The following is a 25,181-nucleotide window of genomic DNA, read 5'->3' as shown; positions in this document are numbered from 1 at the left end:
TTGGGTATTTTAGCGATATTTAGCGGCTAATAAACCAGTAATTTATATGATAATCTCGAAAATCAGAACGTTTTATATATAATGACGACTAATCATAGTCAAAAAAAACCAAATCAGCTACACTATTTAGCAAAATTTATAATATAGCTCAATAAACTGGCCGAGCTTAGTTAATAGCTAGCCCAGATAGTAAGTTATAGCTAGTAGCTTATATATACAGACTTACTTTAAGCAGATTTATAAATATACATTGATTAATTTTCTTAGAGCCGATTGTTAAGGTAAGCCAAGCGCTCCCTATTTTAACAACTATTTGCCTCACTTATCACTACTTTAGTCGTTTACGACTGATATTTAACCTGCGATGTTTCTTATGACCGATAAAACCATGTTAGAACCTAGCGTACCCGCTACTCGACAGCAGCAGTTAGAACAATGGCTGCAAGAAGTATTTGCTAATCAACCATTTATTCTTGATAGTCTGCCCGGTGACGCCAGCGCACGCCAATATCACCGTATCCAGCTATTAGATGATGATGGTGTAGAAAGCGCGCGCTATATTGTCATGGATTCTGCTGATGAACAAGAGGCGTTGCAGCAGTTTATTAATGTGGCAAAGCTGATGTCACCAGCAATCAATGTCCCGACGCTAATTGCCCAAGATATAGCAAAAGGCTTTTTGGTATTACAAGATTTTGGAGCGGTAGAGTTTGCTCATCTGTTGGTAGATGCGCCGCCTACTCAGATTAACGATTATTATCAATTGGCGATGCGTACTTTGGTGGCACTACAAGCGGTACCAGTGGCAACTGCAAAAGCCGACTATCAATTACCAGATTATGACGCGGCGCTGTTGAACCGTGAGATGGATTTGTTTAGCGAATGGTTTATCCCTTATATTGGCGTAGAGCTTGAACAGACGCTATGGGAAAACCTCAAATCTGCCTTAATAGCTGAAATTTTGTCGCAGCCGCAGGTCATTGTGCATCGTGATTATCACAGTCGTAATCTCATGCAAGACCAAGCAGATCATACGCGCTTAGGCGTCATTGATTTTCAAGATGCGGTAGTGGGCTCGTATACCTATGATTTGGTATCGTTAGTACGAGACGCCTATGTAGAATGGCCAGAGAGCCAAGTGACGAGCTGGGTACAGGATTGTTGGCAATTGCAAAAACATGCAGGGCTTTTGACCGCTGATAATGCGGCTCAGTTTGAAAATGATGTGAATGTCATGGGCGTACAACGGCATCTAAAAGTGTTGGGTATTTTTATTCGTTTATTTGAACGTGATGGCAAAAATCGCTATCTAGCCAATATTCCAAAAGTCATGCGTGACCTGATTTTTGAGCTAGAATGGCTTGCAGAATACGGTAATCCGGATATGAAGCAAGCAGTTAAGCCTTTTAACGAATGGTTGCGAGAGGTTATCTTGCCTGCTTATCAAAGTAAATTTGTGCAACAATACATTTAAACCCCAATATTAAATTAAAAGTGGTTAAGAATATCAGCTGCTTTTACTTAGTCTAAAACGGTCAAAAATTAAAAATAGGCAGTAATACAGCCAACGATAAGGAGCGTGTATGTCAGTAATAACGCAAGCAATGATTTTGGCAGCTGGCAAGGGTACACGCCTGCGTCCGCTAACGCTTGAAACGCCAAAGCCTTTGGTTGAAGTCGGCGGGCAACCACTGATTGTCTGGCATATCAAAGCGCTACAAGCTGCTGGCATTACTGATATTACTATCAATGCGTCATGGCTTGCGGATAAGCTGATGCAGACATTGGGCGATGGTGGCCAATATGGCGTCACGCTGCATTGGTCAGTAGAAGACGATGAGCCGCTTGAAACGGCTGGCGGGATTTTTAGTGCGCTACAAACAGGCAAGCTGCAAGATGCGCCCTTTATCTTAGTCAACTCTGATGTTTGGACGACCTATGATTTTGCTCAGTTGCAGGACTATAAGTTGGGTCCTGACCAGCTGGCTCATTTATTATTAATTGACAATCCTGAGCATAATAATGGTGGAGATTTTGCTATCAATAATGGACTGGCAAGCGAACAGCCTATTGCTGATGCCGATAAATATACCTTTGCCGGTATCAGTGTCATCTCACCTAGACTGGTCGATGGCTTAGTATCAGGGCAGCCCGCGCCACTTGCGCCACTACTAAAACAGGCAATGCTAAAGTTCCAAATTAGCGCTGAAGTGATTAAAGACAATTGGATAGATGTTGGTACACCCGAGCGCCTAACGCAAGTCAATGATTATATAGAAAGTCACGGCGTCGATAACCATTGCGGCGCATAAGCTGTCTTTATCATAGTCACAATCTTTATGATAGTGACAATTAAAACAAATAAAAAAGCAGCGCTGAGTATTAAATATTCAGCGCTGCTTTTTTATGGATATAGAAATGTAGGTAAAAGGATACGTTTTAAACGCCCATTGCCAGTTTAATTAACTGTGCAATGATAAAAATAGTCAAAAAACCTGCCAGATATAAGCCAATGAACCATGCCCATTGCGATTGTTTTTTAGTGAGATTTTTCATATTCAACTCCTAGTTAGCGTTTAAATCAGCTGGTTAGGCTTAGCTACCATAATGACTTACGGCAGCTGTGAGCTATTAATCACTATTTATTCTTAATACATGTGCTCGTGGTCGGTTTTACCTTTAAACGTGTAATAGGCAAACGCGGTATAACTCAAGATAATTGGCAGCATAATACCAGCACCAATGAGCATAAAGGATAGCGAAGTATCCGCTGCCGCCGCTTCATAAATTGTCATTTGATACGGTACGATATATGGGAATATTGCAAAGCAAACCCCGATATAACCCATCAAGAATAGCGCGACAGTCAATAAGAATGGACGATATTCACGCTCGCCAGTCAAATCTTTACGCATCAAGAAGAATAACAGCACGACGATAATTGGCATCGGTGCAAGATAGAGCAGACCTGGGAAGCTGAACCAACCTTCAAGCGCTTTGATATCTGAGAAGTACATAAACATCGTGACGCCGATCATCGCCACTACTAAAGCACTTAGCATCCAACCAGAGACTTTACGTGCCCATACTTGCAGGGTATGTTCCGTCTTAATAATCAACCACGTCGAACCGAGTAGCGCATAGCCAATGATGAGCGCGATACCACAAGCGATAGAGAACGGCGTGAACCAATCAAAAGGACCACCAGTATATAGGCGATTGCTGGCCTCTAATCCTTGGACTAAAGCACCGAGCATGATTCCTTGGAAGAAGGTGGCAACGACAGAGCCGATAAAAAAGAAGTAATCCCATACATAACGATGCGAAGTCGCTTTAAAGCGAAATTCAAACGCCACGCCGCGCATGATGAGACCGAACAGCATAAAGGTCACTGGCAGATAGAGCCCAGTCATAATGATGCCATAAGCCACGGGGAAGGCGGCAAACAAGCCACCACCGCCCAACACTAACCAAGTTTCATTGCCGTCCCAAAAAGGGGCAATAGAATTCATCATGCGGCTACGGTTTTTATCGGAGCCAGCAAACGGAAATAAAATACCGCAGCCCAAATCAAAGCCATCAAGCAAGACATAAATAAAGACAGATAGAGCAATTAAGCCGCCCCAGATGAGGGGTAAATCTAATACATCACCAAAATTAAACATTAGCGTAACCCTCCATCATCGACGTCATCGGCAGGTTTATCAAAATCTTCTACTTTCTCACTGGCGTTACTATCACCACTTAACGTGCGACCTTGACCTTCAGTGATAGAATGCTCATAGAAGTTATCATCAGCAGGATTTTCGTACGGCTGTGGACCTTTAGCAATCAAGCGTAGGATGTAAAAGCTACCCGCGCCAAACACAAAGACATATAGGACAATAAAGCCAATCAGCGTCGTAGCAACTTGTTGGGCAGCAACGGGTGACATACTTTCAGCAGTACGAATGACACCATAAACAGTCCATGGCTGGCGTCCAGTTTCAGTCACGAACCAACCAGCAAGTAGCGCAATAAAACCCATTGGTGTCATAAACATCCAAGCCCGATGGAACCATTTGCTGTCACCATCGAATTGTTGTTTTTTAAAGTATTTATAGAGACTAAATAGACCGACAAATACCATCAACGTACCAATAGCAACCATAATGCGGAATGACCAAAAAACGATAGGAACGTAGGGCCGATCTTCTGGCGCCCAGTTTTTAAGTCCTTTAACTTCGCCGTCTAATGAGTGGGTTAAAATTAAGCCCGAGACATAAGGGATTTTAATTTCATAGTGGTTTTTTTCTGCTTTTTGATCGGGAATACCGAATAACACAAGCGGCGCACCGCGCTCGTTTTCCCACAGACCTTCCATCGCTGCGACTTTAGCGGGTTGATGTTCTAACGTATTTAGACCATGCATATCACCAATAAATATTTGTGCTGGCGCCACAAAGATGGCCATGACCATTGCCATACCGAGCATGACACGACCATGCTTACGATGTTCAACATGTTTTTTGGATTGCAAATAATACGCACCGATACCACCGATAACAAAAGCAGTCGTCAAGAAAGCTGCGGTCATCATGTGCGCATAACGGTAAGGGAATGAGGGGTTAAAAATGATTTCTAACCAATTGGTCGGATAGAGCAGACCATCGGCACCAACCATAAAACCTTGTGGCGTCTGCATGAAGCTGTTGGCCGCCAAAATCCAAAAACCCGATATCAGCGTACCGATAGCAACAATCGCTGTCGCGGCAAGGTGCATGCGTTTGCTCACGCGACCCCAACCAAACAGCATGATACCTAAAAATGACGCTTCTAAGAAGAAGGCGGTCAATACTTCGTAGGCAAGTAAAGGGCCTAGAACATTACCAGCTTTATCAGAGAATACTGCCCAGTTGGTACCGAATTGGTAGGACATCACCACGCCCGATACCACACCCATCCCAAACACCACGGCAAATATTTTCACCCAGTGTTTATAAACTTCTGCATAAATAGGCTCGCCGGTCTTTAACCAGCGAAACTCTAAAACCGTTAGAAAGCTGGCAAGACCGATAGAAAAAGCTGGAAAGACAATATGCCATGAGATAACAAAAGCAAATTGAATTCGCGCGAGCATCAGCGCATCAAGCTGACTGATCATAAATGTAGCGAACATAAACGGTTACCCTTATCTGTTAGCTGAATAGCGCTAGCTTCCATGATACGCTGAAGTAACTGTCCGTAGTGGTCCATCAATCAGGACGATACGGACAATGGCTAAGTGTTATTTAGCATTATTGTCGTTTAGATAATATTTTAACTAAGATAGTTTGATCGCTTAAGATAGTTCGATCGCTACCCTTTAGTTAGATTAAACAGTTTATATCCTTATAAACTATAAATTATCTATCCTATGACAGTGTTAATATTATTTACTGTTCAAGTATTATGCGCCTGACCATGCGTACACGCAAGTTAGGTGAGCTTCTTAATACACACCTATTAGTCATAATTTATTAACAATATTATTTAATGTAATTTCAATTAATAGCCATTGTTTAAGTAAGGTTATCAATAGACACATAAGAGTAATCTAAAAAAACATTTTTTAATAATAGTTGTTTGGTGCGCACTATAAAAACATTACTTACAAAAAATATTTGAGCTAATTTTTTAACTGCTGATGCAAAATACGACGGAGGGTCAAAATAGTTTGCGGATTTTCTTGAATACTATGACCACCATTAATCACGGTCTCTGATGCTGCTCCTTCAAGGTGAGCACTGGTATAGGGCACGATACCGTCCGAGAGCTGCTCGGTTAATGCTTGTCCAATCTGACCGTCGACCGTCACTGCGGCGACAAGCGGCTGACCTGGCAACTCATCGCTATCCGTTAAGAGCTCATTGGTATTATTGGCACTATTACCCTCGATAACGTCATCTGAACGCCCGTCTTCCTCCGCTATTTCTGCTGATAAATCGAGCTTTACTCCGGCGGGTTGCATTTCTGCCAAGCCTTTGGTGATATCCGGGTCGTTATTGGCGATGATTGAATGATAGGTGATGCGCTCATTGATACTGATGTCTTTGGTCAATTGAATAAAGGAGGATTTATCACTTAATTGACTGGCACCATTTTGTAAATATAACGCGCCGAGTGGGTTTTGGGCTAAGTCACCTTGAATAGCAAGCGTTGCCAAGTTATCGGTGACCGTCTTGACCAAACCGACGGGCAAGTAAACTATGCGGCGTAACGCACGGGTAAACCAACGGTCGGCATAATCGGTGCCGCGAAAAGGTGACGATAAAAACACCGCGGTATCGACTTGCGGTAAGGTTTTTAGCTCGAAACGCTCGCGTAGTTGCTGTTGGCCAAATGATTCTTTTACCGCGTCACGTATTTGGCGCTTCTCATTCATTGACAATACGTCTTGGTCATCCAGTCTGTCTAAATCATCGACCAAGTTTTCATCAGAAAGCATCATACGCGCAATGATACCGCCCATACTGTGGCTGATAATAACGCTGTTTTTACTGGCAATATTTTGCCCTGTTGGATCTGTTTGCTCATAGGTCGCATTGATGAGCTTTTGGATTTGATAGCGGTTTTCTAAGATAGGCAAGTTGGTTGGATAAAAAATCTGCCAGACTTGATAGTTATTGCGCAACTTATCATCATTAAAAATATCGTTGGTCAGATTAACCCAAGTTGCTGGGCTAGACGCTAAGCCATGTAGCATAATGATGACACGCTTATCTGGGTCATAAGGCTCTAACATAAAGAGTTTTGGTAAACTGGCTTCTTTTTGGCGGGTAATTAAATTTAGGTAACCAACGCCATCGAGCTGGTTTTCTGCCAGCCATAAGCCATATCCCGCCGAGAAGTTGGCGGCAAGCGGATAGTCATCGCCTAAGATATTGGCGCTCTCACTGCGGTAAGGATTATATAAATGGATATCGAGCTGCTTGCTGGTCAAGGTATCGAGCACGCTATCACCAGCAGGCTTAATCAAGCCGGTCATCAGTAAATGTCCAGTCGGATAAATGCGCGTACTGGCATCATCACTGTCTAAGCTGTCCTTTGCTAAACCATCCTTTGATTCTTCTTCTATAGTACGATTACGGGCTTTTTGAGGGCTGGCTTCTTGACTGAGCCTGCCTGATAGCGAGGAGACCAATAATTGGCGAATGGTAGTGGTATAACGGTCATCTAATGAGGCGACTAAACTAATCCCCAAACCTGGGCGTTTACTGATGGAGTTTAGTCCAGAAAGGCGCAGCTCGTAGGTTGAGACCAAATCTGTTAAGGCAGCGGTTTGTTGATTGGCATTTTTGAGATAGTTGTTTTCGTTGGGCAAATATACATTGAGATTATAGTTATCTATTTGCATTTTCATGACTTTGATTTGATCGGTGGGTTTACCATTTATCGGTGTACTATTAGCAATCGCTGCTTGCTCGCTGCTATCACGAGTACTCGCCAACGTTGGTAAGTATTCTACCTTGGTATCACCCATCATTTTACCGCTGCCGTCAGCCGACTGATAAAGCTGGGTAATCACATCGTTGCTGGCCGCGTTATAGATATCTTGGGTTTGGATATCCATCTCACTTGGGATACGACTTTGCGCCTGTGAGCGAGATTTTTCTTTATCCGCGCCTTCAAAGTCATGTTCTAAACTGTCATAAAATAAGTAAGTGTAACTGTATTTAATAGCATCAAATAAACGCCCTTGATAACCAACTAAGCAGCTATCGGTTCTTTTCTGCTGCGCTGTGGCATCATCGTCACTTAAAGGCGCGTTGGCATAATAAGGGTCAAGTGGCGGGCGCGCAAGGGCATTGCGGCAGTCTTTAGATTCGCCAAGCTGGCGCGCTTTGGCGTAGTGTAATTCAGCAAAAGCCGCCAATGCTGGACGGTAGTGCTCATTCAGCATACTGTCCGTCAGCTGCGTTAAGCATAGATCAAACTGTTGCATACAAGCTTGCTGATTAAGCCCTGCTGACAACAAAGTCGAGGCGGTATCGCTACTGAGTTTTTTATCGGTGACGATATTACCGCGCTGAGCAGCAATGGTTTTTGCTGATGCCTGTTTATTGACAGAAACAGTACTACAGGCAGGCAATATCGCCATTGCTGCGACCACTGCCAATAGAGAAATAGGTCTTTTATTTTTATGGCTTGGTGCCGCGATATTATTGGCAGGGTCAGCAAAAATCATAGGTAATTCCAGTGAATAATAGTCAGGAAAGCACAACAAAGACAGAATAAATGACACATTTATCTGTCCATAGAAGTGTAGCGCAACTTTTGTTAGGAGACTATTATATTTAATTAAGAAGATATTTAATTGAGGAGATATTTAATCAAGGAACTTCTAATTAACAGGCTCTCAATTAATAAGCTATAGAAATAAAAAATTTTAGGAATAAAAGATTATAGGCTAATGAGTGAAAATTGCTAGTTTAGTGAGAAGCTGATGATAAATGAGTCAGTCATTAATATAAGATTGACGTTTGTATTAGGCATAAAAAAACGCGCTTAAATTATTGCTAGCAATAATTCAGCACGCTTTTTGGTGTTTATCTTAGTTATGCGGTAAATGTCTAAATTATTAACCTTAAATAACTGGTTTCTAAAAATAACGATTACCTAACTAGGTACTTGGTTTGATATTGACGTCTGGTGCAGGGATATCCCAAATATAGAATTTACCGTCTTCGACAAGTTTGATTTGTTGACGAATCATCGCATTGTTAGGCGTTTTCTGCTCTAAACGGCGCAAGCGTTCTAGGGCTTTGTCGCGGCGATCACTCAGTACGTCCGATTGCGCTAAGCTTTGCTCGGCTTCGGTATAGCCGAGGTTGACTGCTTGATCAAGGTACTTTTGACCCTCTTTAAAGCCGCCACCTTCTGAGAGCATCATGCCGTAAATGAAATTGGCTTCACCGCTATCAGGCTTCAGTTTGATCGCACGATCGACATACTGTCCGCCGCGTACCGTATATTCTGAGCCTAAGTCTAAGTTACGTCCCATGCCATTCAGTTTAGCAGCACGAATCAAGACATCAAATGAAGCATTTGGTGCTTTGGCATACGGTTCAATCCACTCGGTCATGACTTTTATTTTTTCACGGGCGTTATGACGTTGGGTGCGGGTAGGAAAGTTTGGCGGATAATGGCGCGCATTTGGCGACACCTCTTTAATAAACTCATCGAGTAAGCTGACGTCCAGTTTATCGGTGCCAAGTCCTTGTTGCTGCGATATTAGCACGGTCGGTACAAAGCTTATATCTGAGATATTCACTTGCGGTGCTGGGATATTTGGCAGCTGACCGCTACGTAAATCAATACCCGTTGCGGTCATTGGACCACGCTCATAAACACGCGTCGTGCCAGTCAACTCTGACGTATCCGGCGTCGGTACGGCTGGTGGCTGGGCAATGTTTGTAGTATTCAAAGGCGCACGGTTTGGTTGAGTATTACCCGCTTGAGAAAACGTAGGTTGCGCCATGTTATTTGGTTGAATGGCATTCTGCTGAGCGTTATTTTGAGCCGCCGTATTTGCCCGTACATCGGGTTGAGCAGTGTTGACAGCCGCATTTGGTTTGGCTAAGCGAATTACCCGTTTACTGGAATCGATTGCGCTAGGCACTGATGTGCTAGTAGAGGCTGCAGCGGTAACAGCTTCTTCAGCTGCATTCACAGGCGCCGATAGCATCATGGCACAGGCCGCGGCTAATGCGGTTAGGGTTGCAAATTTCGGCGCTTTGCTAGATGTATTTGGTTGGCTGATGGCTTTCATAAAAATAGTTACCTTATTTATTTAATAATCATTTTGTTTATTGAATCGTTATCTAATAATCCATTAATTGCTCGTTATGTCTTATTTTTCCGCAAAATCGTACAAATTTTTAATACCCTAGCAAATTAACTGGAGTGCTAACAGTAGTAGGATTGTTAAAAGTAGGTAATAACTCGCTATCGCTAGCCGTTATGACAGAGAATTAGCCCAATATAATAAATACTATTATAGACGATAAACGCTTATAAGTGATAAGCAGTGGCTTTCATGCGATTGGCCATCCAGCGCATGGTATAACGTACCGGCGGTGACAATGCCGCGCCGCCATTGGCCAGTGCCAATTCGCGATGGTGTAATTCTTCAATATCCATTTGCGCCAGTATTTCTCTTGAGCGTTTATCTTGTGGTGGTAATTGTCCAATATGATCTTGCAAATGCTCACTGACTTGCGCTTCAGTTTCTGCGACAAAGCCCAAACTAAACTCGTTAGAAATAGCACCTGCTACCGCCCCAAGCCCAAATGACATGCCATACCATAATGGCGTGAAAATACTAGGATGACTGCCAAGCTCATCCAAACGTACCTCGCACCACACCAGATGATCGACCTCTTCTGCAGCGGATTGTTGCATGGCTTGTTTAACATTATTATCTTTTGCCGCAAACGCTTGCCCGTGATACAGCCCTTGCGCGCATACTTCGCCAGTATGGTTGATACGCATCAGGCCTGCGACATGCCGCGCCTCGGTGATACTCAGCTCAGGAATCTCGTCGCTACTCACGGGCAGCGGGCGAGTGCTAGGATTTGAATGCGGTACGACCGCTCGTAATGCCTTGTCTACCCCCAGTAATAAATGGTCAATTTTTGATAAGGGACGCTGCGCCATGGTTCACTCCTGATGGCTATGTATATTATAAATATGCTCTATGATTAACGGCTTTTAAGCCAGTTGAAATTCGCTTAAAATAGCAAGTTTGCACGAGTAGTAAGCACTGTCTATTAGCAGTTTGCTGATTGCTGATGAGTCTTACTATAACAAACAACTATAACAAACAATATAGACGGTCAGCAGCAAAATTATCAGCTTGATGATTCACTTATAATAGCATCTTGCAGTGTTGCTAATTTAGATGGCTTGTTTAGATGACTTGAATACCTAATCGTGTCGATTACGTTCATCATCATGGGTTTGAATGACCGCTTGTTTGATATGTTTATTAAGTTTCAGGTATAAAAATACCCCAAAAACCAGATTCAATATGCCCGTTACTAAGAACAGTTGCGGTAGGGTCATACCTAACGTATTTAACACCACAATCGAAAAAATCGCCGAGCTGACCATAAAGATGGCATTAAAGATATTGTTGGCACCAACAATGCGCGCACGATGGCTTTTTGGCGCATAAGCTTGCATAGAAGCATATAAAGGCACGATATATAAACCGCCGCTAAAACCTAAAAAGAATAAGTCGGCAAACACACGCCAGCTACCGCTCATACCCCATAAGTCGCTAATACCGAGTAACGCTTCTGTATTAACGTTGATATTGAGTCCTGACAAAGAAAAATATAAATCAATCGCAAAGATGCTGAGACCAGCGATACCAAACGGCAATAAGCGCAGGCTGACTTGGTTTTTGGTCAATGATTTACAAAGCAGAGAACCAATCGAGACGCCGACTGAAAACAGCGTTAATAGAAAAATAACCACTGACTCGTCGCCATGTAAAATGACTTTGCTGAACTCTGGGGTTTGGGTCAAAAACGTCGCGCCGTAAAACCAAAACCAGCTATTACCAAGGATGACAAAGAATAAAAAAGGCAGCGAGTATAAATAGCGCACTGTCGCCATGCTAGTAGTAAAGATGTTCCAATTAATCTTCAGGTCAGGTTGCATCGCTGGCATGGTTGGAATAAAACGAGATGCAAAATAGCCTATTGCCGCGACGATTAGTACGGTCACACTGATCCAGAATAGCGGCTGCGTTATCTGGGTCAATACCCCAGCGATAATCATACCAAGCAGGATGGCAAGCGAGGTACCCATTTGAAACAGACCATTGGCACCGACCAGCTCATCTTCTTTCATCGCTTGCGGTAAATACGCATACTTAATCGGACCAAAAAACGTCGATTGGGCACCCATTAAAAACAGCGCCACAAATAATAGTGCATACCATTCAAAGACAAAGCCGATGGCGGCAATAACCATGATGGATATTTCAAGCAACTTAATCAATCGCGTCAGTTTTGATTTTTCAAATTTATCGGCGATTTGACCTGCCAATGCCGAAAATAAAAAGTACGGCAAAATAAACAACATCGCCGCTAAGTTGTTTAAAATACTGACTTCCATACCCAACTGGCTGGCAGCGGTATAAGTCAGCACCAGTATCAGCGCTTGCTTAAAGATATTGTCATTGAACGCGCCCAAAAACTGGGTAAAAAACATGGCGCTAAAACGGCGGCGCTTAAATAATTGAAACTGATTGGCCATGAAAATTCCTACAGATGGGTCGCAACTAGTATGGTGAGAGCAAGGTAAAACGCAGTCATTGATATATAAACAATTGTTAATGGTATCAAAAACTTATCGAAATATAGCATAGGTTTTATCAATGTTAAGCCGTATAATAGCAAGGCTTTGGTAAAAATACATGCGCCCGATGCTATGATTTGATAATTAACTAAGTTATGATTTGTAAATTTTAGCTGCCCAAACCAATAATTTCAGTTAACTGCTCTACTTTTATTCACCGGTAAGACTCGTCAAATTGTGCCGCGTGAGGTGATAGGAAATAAATATGAAACATCAGCCTTCAACTCTAGCGCACAACTCATCGGTTATGTTGCGTGATACATCGGCAGACATGTCAAAGGGCACAGCTAAACTTGCTCATCTTAGTTACGTTAATCGCACCCATCGTATCGATAGTCCGCGCGTTTACTTTACGCGTACGGCGATTTTTAGGGCGTTGACCACCAGTTTGGTTGGTTTTGGGGTGAGTATCGGTATGGCGCCTGTCGCTTTTGCCGCTACTGATTTAAACAATAATACGGTCAATAGCCCGAACAGCAGCCAAGTCATCGAAAATAGCGAAAGTGATACGACCACTGCACAGCCGCAACTTCAATCGCAGCCAACAACGCCAAAACCGCCTTCTAATTCTTCGGCTCAGTCCTCGTCTAAACGAGCATTTTCTAAAGATGCCTATGAAGATAGGCAGCTTGATATCGCTTTGGATGCCTTACGTCTAAAAAAAGCCGTTGAAGAAGGTGTTATCGATCAATCGGTATTGGATGATTATAGCGAGCAGAACTTAGGCATTAAAAATCCTAACAAAAATTCTACTACGCAAGCAAATAACACCGATAAATCCCAGTTATCAAATAATGATATTGCTAGTGTTAGTGATTTTGCTAATACTATCGGTAATGGCATAGATAGTCTAGGCAACAACCAAGCATTTGATAGCAATGAAAACTTAGAACAGCAAGTCAATATCGTGCAGCAACAAGGCTATCAGATGATGACGCCTGACGAGATTGATCGCGAGCTGGCGGCAATGGATAGGCAAAACGCTCAAGATATTGACAGCATTAATCAGAGTAATGGCGTTAGTAATATCAATGGCATGCGTCGTAACGACAGCGATTTTCAAGCATTTGGTGAAGCGTTTAATGCACCTGTAGCAAGGTTGGACGATAGCACGCCGCCGATTGGGCTGGACGTGGGATTGGATACCACCAATCTAGCAGCGCCAAGCAATCTTGATACCTTAGGTAGAGATGAGACGGCTGCGAAACAGGCAGAGACTGACGATGTGATGTCGCGTCCTATTAACGTCAGTGATTCGGTTATTAGTGATGGCGATAGTAGTACCAGTACCAACACTAACGCCAGTGCCAGTGTAGAAACGGATAGCGATGATGTAGAAAATGCCCAGTCAGGCAGCATCAATCCTGATGATTATTTACCGAATTACGAAAACGATATTAACGCGGTAAAAGAAAGTATCGAACAAGCGGCAAAACCTAAAACTATGGCGCGCAATAAGAAAGGCAATATCGTTAAGCGTCTTTATAATCGTTTATTTAATGGCGGTGTGATAACGCTACCGCACGTAGAAACAACAGTTTATCTGCAACAAGCGGCGGCGGATAACTTAAGCGACAATAGTGAAAACAATAGTACAAAAAACAATGCGCCAAACAATGCCAGAAACCTTAAGCCAACATTAACCAAAGCCGATGATGATATTCAACCCTTTAAGAATATCAAAGCTGCGATTGATGAGACTACGGTGCAGTCTGTAGTCGATTTTACCGCCGCACTACCGCGTCTACGCCAAAGCGCATTAGATGCCGCCAAAGCCGTTGGGTACTATGATGTGACCTTACGTTTGCGCCAAACCAATAGCGATACTATCGATGTCATTATTGAGAAGTTAGGCGAACCAGTACGCGTTGATAGCCGTATTGTTGATATTCGCGGCGAAGGTAGCGAGCAAGAAGAATTTGCCACGCTTGAAAAAGACTTGCCGCCACAAGAGGGTGATATCTTTAATCACCGAGTTTATAAAGACAGTAAAGCGGCGCTTGAGTCACTTAGTGATACCTATGGTTACTTTGATCAATATTGGCTAAATAAATCGGTTGATATCATCTTGCCGGACAATACCGCCGATGTATCGCTGGTCTACAATACTGGTGAGCGCTATGAATTTGATGAAGTGGTGTTTTTTACTTATGACCAAGAATCACGTACGCTGACGCGTGACCCTGAAAAACTGCCGGTAGAATTGTCATTATTACATCAGCTAGTAGGCTTTAAAGAAGGCGATCCGTTTTATCGTCCGGCGGTGACCAAATTTAGTAATGATTTATCAGCGACCCGTTACTTTAATACCGTCAACGTCGAGTCGATTTTGCCACCAGATGAACGCAGTGAAAGCAGTACTTTAGCCTTTGATAATTCACCTAATAGCAATAGTACTGATAATACCGATGATGGCGCCGACATAAATAATACGGGGCAAAATGGCGATGGCATGACTCAAGCTGATGGCGAGCGCTACGCCACTAGTGGCGATAGTGTCAATCCAGCTGACATTGCTGCGATTGAGTTTGAGGCTGATGAAGAAACACTGGCTAAGCTGCAAGCCATTAAACAAAAAGCCGAACGTCTAAGCCGTTTGCCGAATGATCGGGTATTGGACGAAAAAGACCAAGAAGCCAATAGTATTTTAGGTAAAATCAGTGACTCTATTAGTAACATTGCGCAGAAAATTTTTCCTGATGAAAAAAGCATTCTTGCTGATGAAAACTTTGTACCGCCAACGCTTGCTGGACGTAAAACGCCGCAAGACGTATTAGAAAATAAAAAAGTACCATTGTATGTCTTTGTGTCTGCGAACAAACCGCGTGATGCTCAAGTCGGTCTAGGTTATGGCACCGATACTGGCGTACGTGCAACCGCCAAGATAGATTATAATCTGCTCAATCGTAAAGGCTATCAAGCAGGCGCAGAAACCGAAGTATCACGTATCACCAAGAACGTCGCCCTTTACGCCAGCCGACCATGGAAGCACCCTTTGAATGATAAGTTGGATGCGCGTTTGACTTATGAAGAAGAGGTCATCGACCAAGGCGAAGGTAATTTTGACTTATCTACCAGAACCTTAAAAGCCGCATTGGCACGTAATATCCGCCGTGAAAACGGCTGGGATCGTAGTTACTCTGTGCGCTACCGTTTAGATGAGCTAGAGACCGGCGTGGATGAGGATGAGTTAGACAATCTTCCGGTACGCTTTACTTCCTCTAAACCTACTCAGCAAGCCTTGTTATTTGGTTACGGCATGAGTAAGACAGACGTTGATAATCCCGCCAATCCTATGCGTGGGTTCCGCCAGTATTATTCGCTTGAGGCAGGTTCAGAAAGCGCTCTGAGCGATACCGATTTGGCGATAGTACGCGCGGGCGTCAGCGGTATTTATAGTTTCGGTACTGATAACAAACACCAAGTGTTGGGTAGTTTAAATACCGGTTATATTTGGGCCGATGACTTTTACGAAGTGCCTTATAAACTACGCTTCTTTGCTGGCGGCGACCAAAGTATCCGCGGTTATGATTACGAAAGCCTATCACCGATTGATAAAGGCTATTTGACCGGCGGGCAAATCCTTGCCGTTGGTAGTGCCGAATATAACTATGAGTTTAAACCGGGTTTCCGCGGGGCATTTTTCACCGATGTCGGTAATGCTTATGATAAAGACTTTGAAACAGATACCAAAATTGGCGTCGGTGTTGGTATCCGTTGGGCGTCGCCGGTCGGCGTGGTGCGTGTCGATGTGGCTGCGGGTGTGACAGAAGACAGCATTCCGGTTAGACTGCATCTTTTTATCGGCTCGCCTTTATAAGCAGTAAGCAGCAAAACAGTCCTAACTGTAATATTAAGTACAGTACTATTTTTTATCCTAGCGCATGCTGGTAATCATTCTTTAACGTAGCTGAGTGTCATGTCGACTAAAAATATCCTGCCAAACAAGCCCTCGGATGAAGATCCAGCACAACGTGACGCCCGCGCCGTAAGACGTTGGTATCCACTGTCTTTTTTGCTCAAATTGATGGTGCTTATTGTTATCGTATTAGCGATTATGTTCGCCGTTTTTCTGTATGCGGTCGGCACTGAATCAGGCACCAAGTTCGTTTTAGAAAAAATCAGCGCTGAGACGGGTATTAAATTCAAATATGGACGCGGCAATCTGCGCGATGGTATTTGGGTCACTGATATCGATATCAAGGCAAACGAAGACCTTGAGATATTGGTCGATAAGGCTTATGTCAAAATTGGCTGGCGCGCGGTATTTGCCAAAGAAGTGCACCTGCGCGATGCAGATATCCAAACCATTGAGATTATCAATAACAAACCGCCAACCGGCGAGCCGTTCGATTATCGAACCCTTAGTTTGCCGGTCAATTTGCGTTTTGATCAAGCAAAAGTAAAAACCATCATTTATAAACAAGTTACCAAAGACCCTATCATTGTGCATGATATTGAGGCGCATGATTTGACGTGGGTTGGTAGTATAGTAACGGTTGGTCGCGGTAAATTACAATACGCTGATATCGTTAAGGTCAGTGCTCTAAAAGGATATGCGGATTTACAAGGTGATTATCCTTTAGATTTGAGTGCCATAGCTGAAGTAAGCGCGCTAGGACAGGCTTATATTGACCCATTAGATATCACTGCAACCGGCACGCTTAAACGCACCGTTGGTAAAGTGCGTAGCCGCTATAACGACAGCGATGTCAGTGGCGATTTTGTGGTGCAGGGTCTGGATAAGGATTCGCCATTTCAGGCGAAGCTTGAGTGGGATGATATTATTATCCCGTATGCCGACAGCCAAAATATCCACCTAAAAAGTGGTATGGCGACGGCATCGGGTGTTATCCCAGAGATACGTCTGCGTATTAATACCGAATTGACCGCCAAAGATATCCCCTCTGGGCATTATCAAGGTCGCGCTATCATTGCCAATAGCCAACTGCGCATTGATCGCTTGGATGCGCAGGTGCCAGCCGGCAACTTGGTGCTACAAGGTATTTTAGACTGGAAGGGTAGCTTTGATGCAAGAGTGCGCGCCACGGGCAGTAATTTTGATGTTCGTCGCGTGATTCCTAAAGATTACGCGGATTTTAAAGCGTATGCCCCGCAAAAACTCAATGGTCGCTTATCCGTACATTATCAGCATAAAAATAAAACTGGTAATCTAGAGATGGATGCAGATTTGCGTCAGCGTGATGGTGAACATATCAATGCCAATATTGTGCAGGGTAAACCCTTAGCACGTGGCAGAACATCTAAATCTAAACAAGTAACGCCTTGGTATATCGATGCTAAATGGCAAAATCTTGTACGTCGTAATGTGCCTAATATCGGTAATATCGACAGCCCAAGCGGGCAAGCCGCTGTTGTTATGCGCGGTTCAAACTTATCGGTCGATGGCAAGGCGGTGATTAATGAGCTAAATGTCGCACCTAAAGGCAACTACGATGTGCGTGTGCGTAAAGCAGGCGACGTCATCGATATTAATCGTCTTAATTATAAAGGCATAGTAGGCGATTTATCTGGTACTGGACAGATTCAACTGGCGAGCAAAAAACGCCCGCTAACGTGGCAGGTTGATGCGCGTACCACAGGTTTACTACCCAAAAAATATCGTAGTGATCTACCACTTGAGCGCTTAACAGGACGTATCAATGCACGCGGGCGCATGCTCAATATCAGTAAAAACCGCGTCAAAGGTCAGCGTCATATCATCAGTTTTAACAATACCGATCTGCAAGTAAACCTTGATGCTAGCCAAGATAGCCGCGCTATCGGTATCACGGGCAGCGGTGATGCCAGCGTCGATATTATCGGCGGTGAGCTATCTGTTTTTGATGCTCGTTTTGATGGTCACATTGATACCGCTGATGTGCCAAAAGGCAGCTTATCGATTGATGCCGCTGGGACGCCAAAGCTGATTCGTATCCGTAAACTTAACTATAACGGTGAAGCCGGCGCAGTAAAGGCAAACGGTGTTATTGATTTACGTCAAAATATCGGTTGGACGGTCGATGGCCGCTTTGATAAATTTAATCTTGGCTATTTTTTACCGAATAACGCCGCCATTATCACTGGTGATTTAAAAACCAGCGGCGTGTGGCAAACGCCGCCAAAAAATAATCCTAATGCAAAGGGTAAGATTAAAAACTTTGCGGTAAAATTTGATGGTGTATTAGACGCTGAGCAATTGCCAGCTGGTAAACTTACCATCGATGCCAGTGGTGACGCCCAGCTGATTCGTATCAAGCGTTTCCGCCATGTCGGCGCGGCAGGCAGTATCGATGCCAATGGTACGGTTGATGTGCGTAAAGGGATTGCTTGGGATATCAATGCGGTGATGAATCGCTTTAACTTGGGCTATTTCTTTAAAGACATCCCAAGTACCATTACTGGCAGCATCGATACTGATGGGCGCTGGAGCGACAATCAGCAAATCATTAATATTAAACAAGTTAACTTAAGTGGTATGTTAAAAGGCAAGCCCTTAAGTGCTAAAGGTAGTCTAGCCGCGAAAATGCGTCTGCCAAAAGACTTAGGCAGTTATTTCAAACGCTTACAAGCACAAGATGCACAGGGGCAATATAAACAAGTCAATGCGCTAATTGATAGCTTAAATGCCAATAATTTAGTGCTACGTTGGGGCGATAACTACCTCACAGCCAATGGCAATGCTAAGCAGCTACAAGCTAAGATTAATATCACCAGTCTCGACCAGCTCTCAGATAAGCTTGCTGGCAAAGTGACGGGCGGCGCGACCTTATCGCAGCCAGCAGGACAAGCGCTGCCCACGATTTATATTGACTTGGTTGGTGAGCGTCTAGCGCTACCGGGCTTTATTTTGCGTCAAGGGCGTATCCGCGGTAAGCTCGTCAATTTGGCCAATAGCCCAAGTCAGCTTATTATTAGCGCAGAAGGTTTGGATGCGGCAGGACAAAGTTTTAAAAAGGTTAATGCGACCTTTAATGGCACTGAGCAGGCGCATGTGGTCAATCTTGAGGTGGCGAATGATGAGCTTGATATCTCAGCTAGGCTCAAAGGTGGCTTTAATCGCGATAAGCTCAGTTGGTCAGGGGTGATTGGTAAAGGTCGAGTCAAATCGAAATATGCGACGTTAAATCAACTACAACCTGCGCAATTGATTGTGAATCTACCCAAAAAACAAGGTAATAATTCTACTGACTTAAAAGTGCAGCTTGCCGCTCACTGTTGGCAAGCGAGCGACCAAACGGGCAAGCTGTGTTTACGTGAGAATCTAATTGCTTCACCCGCCGCGGGTCAAGTCAATTTAGCCGTACAAAATTTGGATACATCGCTATTCTCAGTCTTTTTACCCAAAGATATTGATTGGCAAGCGAAAATTAATGGTAAAGCCATCTTCGGTTGGCAACGTGGTCGTCCGCCGACGATTAATACTACACTGTACTCTGACAACGGCAAAATCGGCTTGATTCAAGATGGCGACAGTCAGCCTGTTACCTTGCCTTATAAGCGCGTGTCCGTTATTGCTTTGTCGGTCCCTGAAGGTATCAAGCTGCGCACGGACATCAATACCGGTCGCGGTGCGCGCGGCTATGCTGAGGTTATCGTTGACCCTTATAAAACGCCAAAACCTATCTCGGGTGCACTGGTGCTCAATGAGCTTAATTTGGCGATATTTAAGCCTTTCTTCCCCGGTATGCGGGTGCTCGAAGGTAATATCACCATGGCAGGTGGCTTGGGTGGTACGCTTGATAAGCCGCAGTTTTATGGTGATGTAAAATTGGCTGACGGCCGTATTGCGATGCTTGATTTGCCTATTAACTTAAGAAAAGTTAATGTCGATGGCAAAATTCGTGGAACGCAGGCAACTATCAACGGCACCTTTAATAGTGGTACCGGTACAGGTAAACTGACCGGTACGGTGAATTGGCAACAAAAGCTACAAGCCAAGCTAAGTATTATTGGTGAGCGTTTGGTATTAACCCAGCCGCCATTATTATTGGCTGAGATTAATCCTGATATCGATATTATCGTGCGTCCGGGTGACCGTTATGTCAATATCACTGGAGCGGTCAGTGTGCCGTCAGCAACCATTCGTCCACCAGAAGCCAGTGAAGACATCATTACCCAAACCGAAGATGCGGTCGTCCTTGATCGTCGTTTGATTGGTAATATTGATGAGGTTTTAGCTATCTCAAAACCTTGGTCAATCAACGCCGATATCGGTATCGACTTGGGCGATGATATTAATTTCCGTGGCTTTGGTGCCGTGATTCCTTTAGCAGGGGCGATTAATGTCACACAAAATGGCACGGGCATTATGCGCGCCAAAGGTGTGGTGCAGGTTTCTCGTCGTACCAATATCAATGCCTTTGGTCAGAGTCTAGAGCTCAATTATGGTCAAGTGCGTTTTAATGGCGATGTGATGAAACCCAATCTGAGTATCGAGGCGGTTAAAACCATTAGCGGTAAAACAGTCGGCGTGCGCGTAAAAGGCAATACAGAAAATCCAAATATTATCGTCTTTAATAATGCCGGTCTTACCCAGCAGCAAGCGATGAATGCCTTGATAACCGGTCGTATTAATAATAAGAGCGCCACCCAAATCAGTGAGCAAGGCTTTAAATCGCAGGTGACCAATAACCTTGCGGCGGCAGGCTTAAGCTTTGGGCTTAGTGGTACACGCAATCTCACCAACCAGATAGGTCAAGCGTTTGGCTTCCAAAGCCTGACCGTTGACGCTTCAGGCAGTAGTGAGGACACCAACGTCAATGTCACCGGTTATGTCACCCCTGATTTATATATCCGCTATGGTGTCGGTGTGTTTAATGCCCAAAATAGCCTATCTATCCGTTATCAGCTGACGCGTCGGATCTATGTAGAAGCAACCTCGGCGGCGGAGAATGCAGTCGATGTGGTTTATAGTTGGCAGTTCTAAAGCTCTAAAGCTCTAATCGTCTAGCTGTCCGTTTGTAAGTCGATAGTTAGCGGTTAATTTAATCCAATAAAAAACGCCTTTTAGTAAAGGCGTTTTTTTATGCGGTGAACAGTCTATCTATTTGGTCAAAATTAAGCGGTTGTTGCGCGTTAAGCGTAAGCGGTATTCTTCGCCTTCATGCTCGATACGCACTTCTTTAGTCAGTGCAAATAAATGCTGTGACTGTAGCGTAGGTAAGCGATTTTCGCGGCAGTTTAAATAACGAGAGATGACCATGCTCATAATAAATTCCTTTTGATAAAATAATTGAATTAAATATAGTGATATAAAGTAAGTTATTAACGATAATAATTATCATTTACATTGAGAGCTTTTGCAAGCTATTTGATAAAATAAATGACAGTTATTATGTAAACTTATATAAAGCCTTATTTACAAAGGCTATAAATACTCTAAAAACTATCAATCAAGATAATAAAATATCGATAAATGCATCCATAAATATTTTGATAAAGGGCACTAAGATGGCAAGTCAAATAATGACCTCGATAGAACATTCATCAGATAAGAACGCGATGAGCAATACGAATGCAATAACAGTCGTCAATGTTGCAGTGGCAGTCATTTATCATGATAATCAGTATTTGCTAGGATTTAGAGACGCTTCACAACATCAAGGTAACCGTTATGAGTTCGTAGGAGGCAAGATAGAGGGTGACGAAACGGCTAAGCAAGCGCTGAGACGCGAAGCCGCCGAAGAAACGGGCATTGATATCGCTAATAATAGTGCTGTAAAGCTTGGGCGCCTGCATCATGACTATGGTGATAAGCAGGTTTGCTTACAGGTCTATAGGGTAGCGCTGAGCGCGCAGCAGTATGAACAGTATAAACACCGTCATAAAGGTTTAGAGGGGCAGATACTAACTTGGGTAGATAAATCGAAGTTACTGGCAGGAGATTACCATCTGCCTGCGGCCAATAAAACCATTCTTGAATGGTTGCGCTTACCACAACAGATAGCAATTACCTATCCATTGGCACACTTCGGTGACGCGGCTGATCCAGCAGCTGCATGGTTACAGTATCATGCGGTGCACTTAGCGCATGACGCATGGGTTTATGTCCGACCAAAAGCCATGGACTCAGATAAGAATATAGAGCAGTTATTAAGCTTGCGACCCGATATCCATGCGATTGTGCCTACTGAATTTGAAAGCAACGCAGCGCATAAGCAAGCCATAAACATAAACCGCCAGATTGTAGCAAAGCATTTAACCCAGACGCAGCTTATGCAGTGCTCAAGTTATGCCGATAACGATGTTCATCAGAGTAACAATGTATCGCACTGCGGCATATATTCAGACCATTTATTAAGCTATCCACTGATTGTAAGTTGTCATGATGCTGAGAGTATTGATGCTGCTAATAAGTTGGCGCATGTGCGTCTAGAGGAGCAATTACCACCCATCATCGGTATTTTCCTGTCACCTGTTTTAGCAACCCAAACTCATCCTGACACTCAGCCGCTTGGCTGGCAGGAATGGTCAGAATTAGCAAAATTAGCAGATATGCCAGTGATAGGTTTGGGCGGTTTATCACCAGTAATGAGCATACAAACGGAGCAGTATGGCGGTGTTGCTGTTGCTGGAATTAGGCAGTTTTTCGAGTAATACATCGAATGGCTTTTACACTATTGTTTTGACCATTCTTATCATGGTTGATTAACTGAAAACGCCTTTTAGGTAAGGGGTTAGAGCAGGGTGTAAGGCAGCTTAAATGAGTAGTCTAGAGGATTACAAAACACTGATTTCAATACTGTTCTAACAATCAGTAACTATGTGTTAGTTCTATCAGATAAATGTAGAATTACTTACAAACCGTTGCGTTTCCCTACATTGCGACACTGTTCTCATGGCGTCTTTGCCATTAATATGAACTGTCAAATTATCAAAGGCACTGAATTAGTTTGTTATATATCTATTTGGCAGCTATTTTCCAAAATAGGTTTCTAAAAACAGCTTCTTATTGTCATGTACTTATGACATTTAGGCAGTGCCTCTTAGAATTTATAGCGTATAAAAGTTTATAGCGTATGCGGTTATAACCGTATTTAGTTTTTGCGCTTTTATATTTAAAGTGATTATTGAGAGTGATTTGATACTTTTCTAATAAAGAATTTTTAACTATCCTTATTAATAAATGGTACTCCTATGAAAACCAATAAGTTACCTAAATCAGCATGGTCTGATTCTCAGGCAGCTGGTTCTCAATCGCAGCAGACTAGCCAGCCAAGTCAGCACCATCTTACAAAGAACTATCTTAAGAAAGGCCAGATGAATAAAGGCCATCTAAAGACAGATAAGCCGTCAGAGACTGGTAACGCCAGCAACGACGCTAGCTATCATTATGAACACTATGACAGTGCTAACGACGAACACTCCAACCATTTGGTGACAGATACGTCAACACATGACAGCTATTTTGGCTACAAAAGCGTTAAAAAAAGCCTTCATGAGGCAACAGAGTCTGCAATGATTAAGAATAGCAATCATAAAGCTAGAAGCATTATTGGTATTGAAACTAGCAATATGAAAAGCAAGCCGAGCACGAGTAATGTTGCTAGACACAATAAAAATAATAAGAGTGCTGAAAGCTCGCAAGACTCGCAAAGTCCACGGATTAATCATGGATATAAAAAAGCCCATAGCTATCAAAAAGTGACAAAAACGACTGATATTAATATTGATGAAAATTTAAAGGTAGATACACAATCATCAAAGCTGCACTCTGTTGAAGATGATATGGTAGAAGGACAGGCAGATGCTATAGCTACGAAAGATAGCCTGACTAGAAAGAATAAAACCAAAACCAGTGACTCTAAAGCAAAAAACTATCTTTCTGCTGACACTATCGATGCAGCTGTAACAGAGATACCGGAGCGTATATTTATGAATGGACTTATCAAGCACACAGGTATTGCCTTAGCGATTATTATTCCATTGGCGGCGTTCTCAGCGTATGCGGCGACGCCGCCCGTCACTACTGCGGCTAAAGCTAATGTGACCGCTAATGCAACGACGGATAAAACCAGCACAGAGACATTATCCATCAAGCCGAGTGCTATCATTCATAAGTCTGCAAGTGTACCAACTACAGTAGATAGCGTTGATCTTAAAAAGTACGCGGGCACGTGGTATGAGATAGGTCGTTTGCCAATGTATTTCCAGCGCAATTGCGCCAGTGATGTGACCGCGAATTATGTTGAAAAAACAGATGGCTCAGGCATCAAAGTAATTAACCAGTGTAAAGCGCAAGACGGTTCAGATATCGTAGCTGAAGGCTTAGCCAAACCAGCTGATCCGACGGGCAGCAAATTAAAAGTTACTTTCTTACCTTCTTGGATTCGTTGGTTGCCTGTCGGTCGCGCGGATTATTGGGTACTGGCGCGTGATGCAGACTACAAAACGGCGTTGGTTGGTACGCCGGATAAAGACTATTTATGGTTGCTAGCGCGTTCGCCAAATGTGAGTCAAGAAACCTATGCAAAATACCGCCAGATTGCTCAACAGCAGGGCTATGATTTAAAAGAGTTCAAACTTACGCCGCAGACCAATCAGACAGTGAAATTGGTGCCATAGAATATCTATTAGTTATGAAGGCCAATTATCGATTATTAATAGTTAGTTATTAGTATTTCGTTATTAATAGTCTGTTACTGACAGCTACTTAAATATTTTATATTCATCAGATTTCTACAGCGTTTTTGGCTCATCAAAAATGGGACAGCAAGTTTAGCTGTCTTTATTTTTAACAAGCAGGCTATATTTTAATAATCTGCTTCATAAACGCGGCGAATTCGGTT

General features: G+C 43.3%; 14 protein-coding genes. 6 read left to right on the top strand and 8 right to left on the bottom strand.

Translation table 11 applies throughout. The annotated features are described in order from the left end of the window. The first annotated feature begins 373 nt into the window (after positions 1–373). Positions 374–1,474, top strand: coding sequence for an aminoglycoside phosphotransferase family protein (locus tag JMW39_RS02325; RefSeq protein ID WP_227679141.1), 1,101 nt, complete (start codon positions 374–376; stop codon positions 1,472–1,474). A gap of 109 nt (positions 1,475–1,583) precedes the next feature. Next, on the top strand, positions 1,584–2,312 hold the full coding sequence (gene murU / locus JMW39_RS02320; protein WP_201543403.1) for an N-acetylmuramate alpha-1-phosphate uridylyltransferase MurU: 729 nt from the start codon (positions 1,584–1,586) through the stop codon (positions 2,310–2,312). Positions 2,313–2,439: 127 nt separating this feature from the next. Here murU and JMW39_RS02315 read toward each other — a convergent pair whose 3' ends face one another. The 7 genes from JMW39_RS02315 to JMW39_RS02285 form a co-directional block, all read right to left on the bottom strand. Beyond that, entirely contained in the window at positions 2,440–2,556 is a 117-nt protein-coding gene (locus tag JMW39_RS02315) for a DUF2474 domain-containing protein (RefSeq protein WP_201543401.1), read from the bottom strand. Positions 2,557–2,648: 92 nt separating this feature from the next. After that, a complete protein-coding gene (gene cydB, locus JMW39_RS02310) occupies positions 2,649–3,665 on the bottom strand; it encodes a cytochrome d ubiquinol oxidase subunit II (protein WP_201543399.1) in 1,017 nt (338 codons plus the stop codon). Then, positions 3,665–5,158, bottom strand: a complete 1,494-nt coding sequence (locus JMW39_RS02305; protein ID WP_201543397.1) for a cytochrome ubiquinol oxidase subunit I — start codon at positions 5,156–5,158, stop codon at positions 3,665–3,667. Before JMW39_RS02305 ends, cydB begins: the two co-directional genes overlap by 1 nt. Positions 5,159–5,647: 489 nt before the next feature. Beyond that, positions 5,648–8,206, bottom strand: coding sequence for an esterase/lipase family protein (locus tag JMW39_RS02300; RefSeq protein WP_201543395.1), 2,559 nt, complete (start codon positions 8,204–8,206; stop codon positions 5,648–5,650). Positions 8,207–8,641: 435 nt separating this feature from the next. Continuing rightward, positions 8,642–9,790 (bottom strand): tetratricopeptide repeat protein, encoded by a 1,149-nt coding sequence (locus JMW39_RS02295; RefSeq protein WP_201543393.1) that lies wholly within the window; start codon positions 9,788–9,790, stop codon positions 8,642–8,644. A 242-nt stretch (positions 9,791–10,032) separates the two neighbouring features. Beyond that, on the bottom strand, positions 10,033–10,677 hold the full coding sequence (coq7, locus tag JMW39_RS02290) for a 2-polyprenyl-3-methyl-6-methoxy-1,4-benzoquinone monooxygenase (RefSeq protein ID WP_201543391.1): 645 nt from the start codon (positions 10,675–10,677) through the stop codon (positions 10,033–10,035). A gap of 270 nt (positions 10,678–10,947) precedes the next feature. Beyond that, entirely contained in the window at positions 10,948–12,288 is a 1,341-nt protein-coding gene (locus JMW39_RS02285) for an MFS transporter (RefSeq protein ID WP_201543389.1), read from the bottom strand. Between the two features lie 307 nt (positions 12,289–12,595). On the opposite strand from JMW39_RS02285, the gene JMW39_RS02280 reads away from it, so the two are divergent. Continuing rightward, the gene (locus tag JMW39_RS02280; protein WP_201543388.1) at positions 12,596–16,210 is read left to right on the top strand and encodes an autotransporter assembly complex protein TamA; all 3,615 of its coding nucleotides are present in this window, start codon (positions 12,596–12,598) and stop codon (positions 16,208–16,210) included. 99 nt (positions 16,211–16,309) lie between these two features. Continuing rightward, entirely contained in the window at positions 16,310–21,319 is a 5,010-nt protein-coding gene (locus tag JMW39_RS02275; RefSeq protein WP_201543387.1) for a translocation/assembly module TamB domain-containing protein, read from the top strand. A 117-nt stretch (positions 21,320–21,436) separates the two neighbouring features. On the opposite strand, the gene hemP is transcribed toward JMW39_RS02275, so the two are convergent. Then, positions 21,437–21,595 carry a hemin uptake protein HemP gene (gene hemP, locus JMW39_RS02270; RefSeq protein WP_227672156.1) on the bottom strand — a complete coding sequence of 53 codons (159 nt, stop codon included), beginning with the start codon at positions 21,593–21,595 and terminating at the stop codon, positions 21,437–21,439. A gap of 248 nt (positions 21,596–21,843) precedes the next feature. Between hemP and JMW39_RS02265 the strand changes: the two genes are divergently transcribed. Beyond that, positions 21,844–22,989, top strand: a complete 1,146-nt coding sequence (locus tag JMW39_RS02265) for an NUDIX domain-containing protein (protein ID WP_227679139.1) — start codon at positions 21,844–21,846, stop codon at positions 22,987–22,989. Between the two features lie 540 nt (positions 22,990–23,529). Beyond that, entirely contained in the window at positions 23,530–24,957 is a 1,428-nt protein-coding gene (locus tag JMW39_RS02260; protein WP_201543385.1) for a lipocalin family protein, read from the top strand. Positions 24,958–25,181 lie beyond the last annotated feature (224 nt).

The sequence above is a fragment of the Psychrobacter immobilis genome (assembly GCF_904846175.1).
In the GTDB taxonomy this organism is placed as follows: Bacteria; Pseudomonadota; Gammaproteobacteria; order Pseudomonadales; family Moraxellaceae; genus Psychrobacter; species Psychrobacter immobilis_E.
This window is presented reverse-complemented; position numbering and strand designations above follow the sequence as displayed.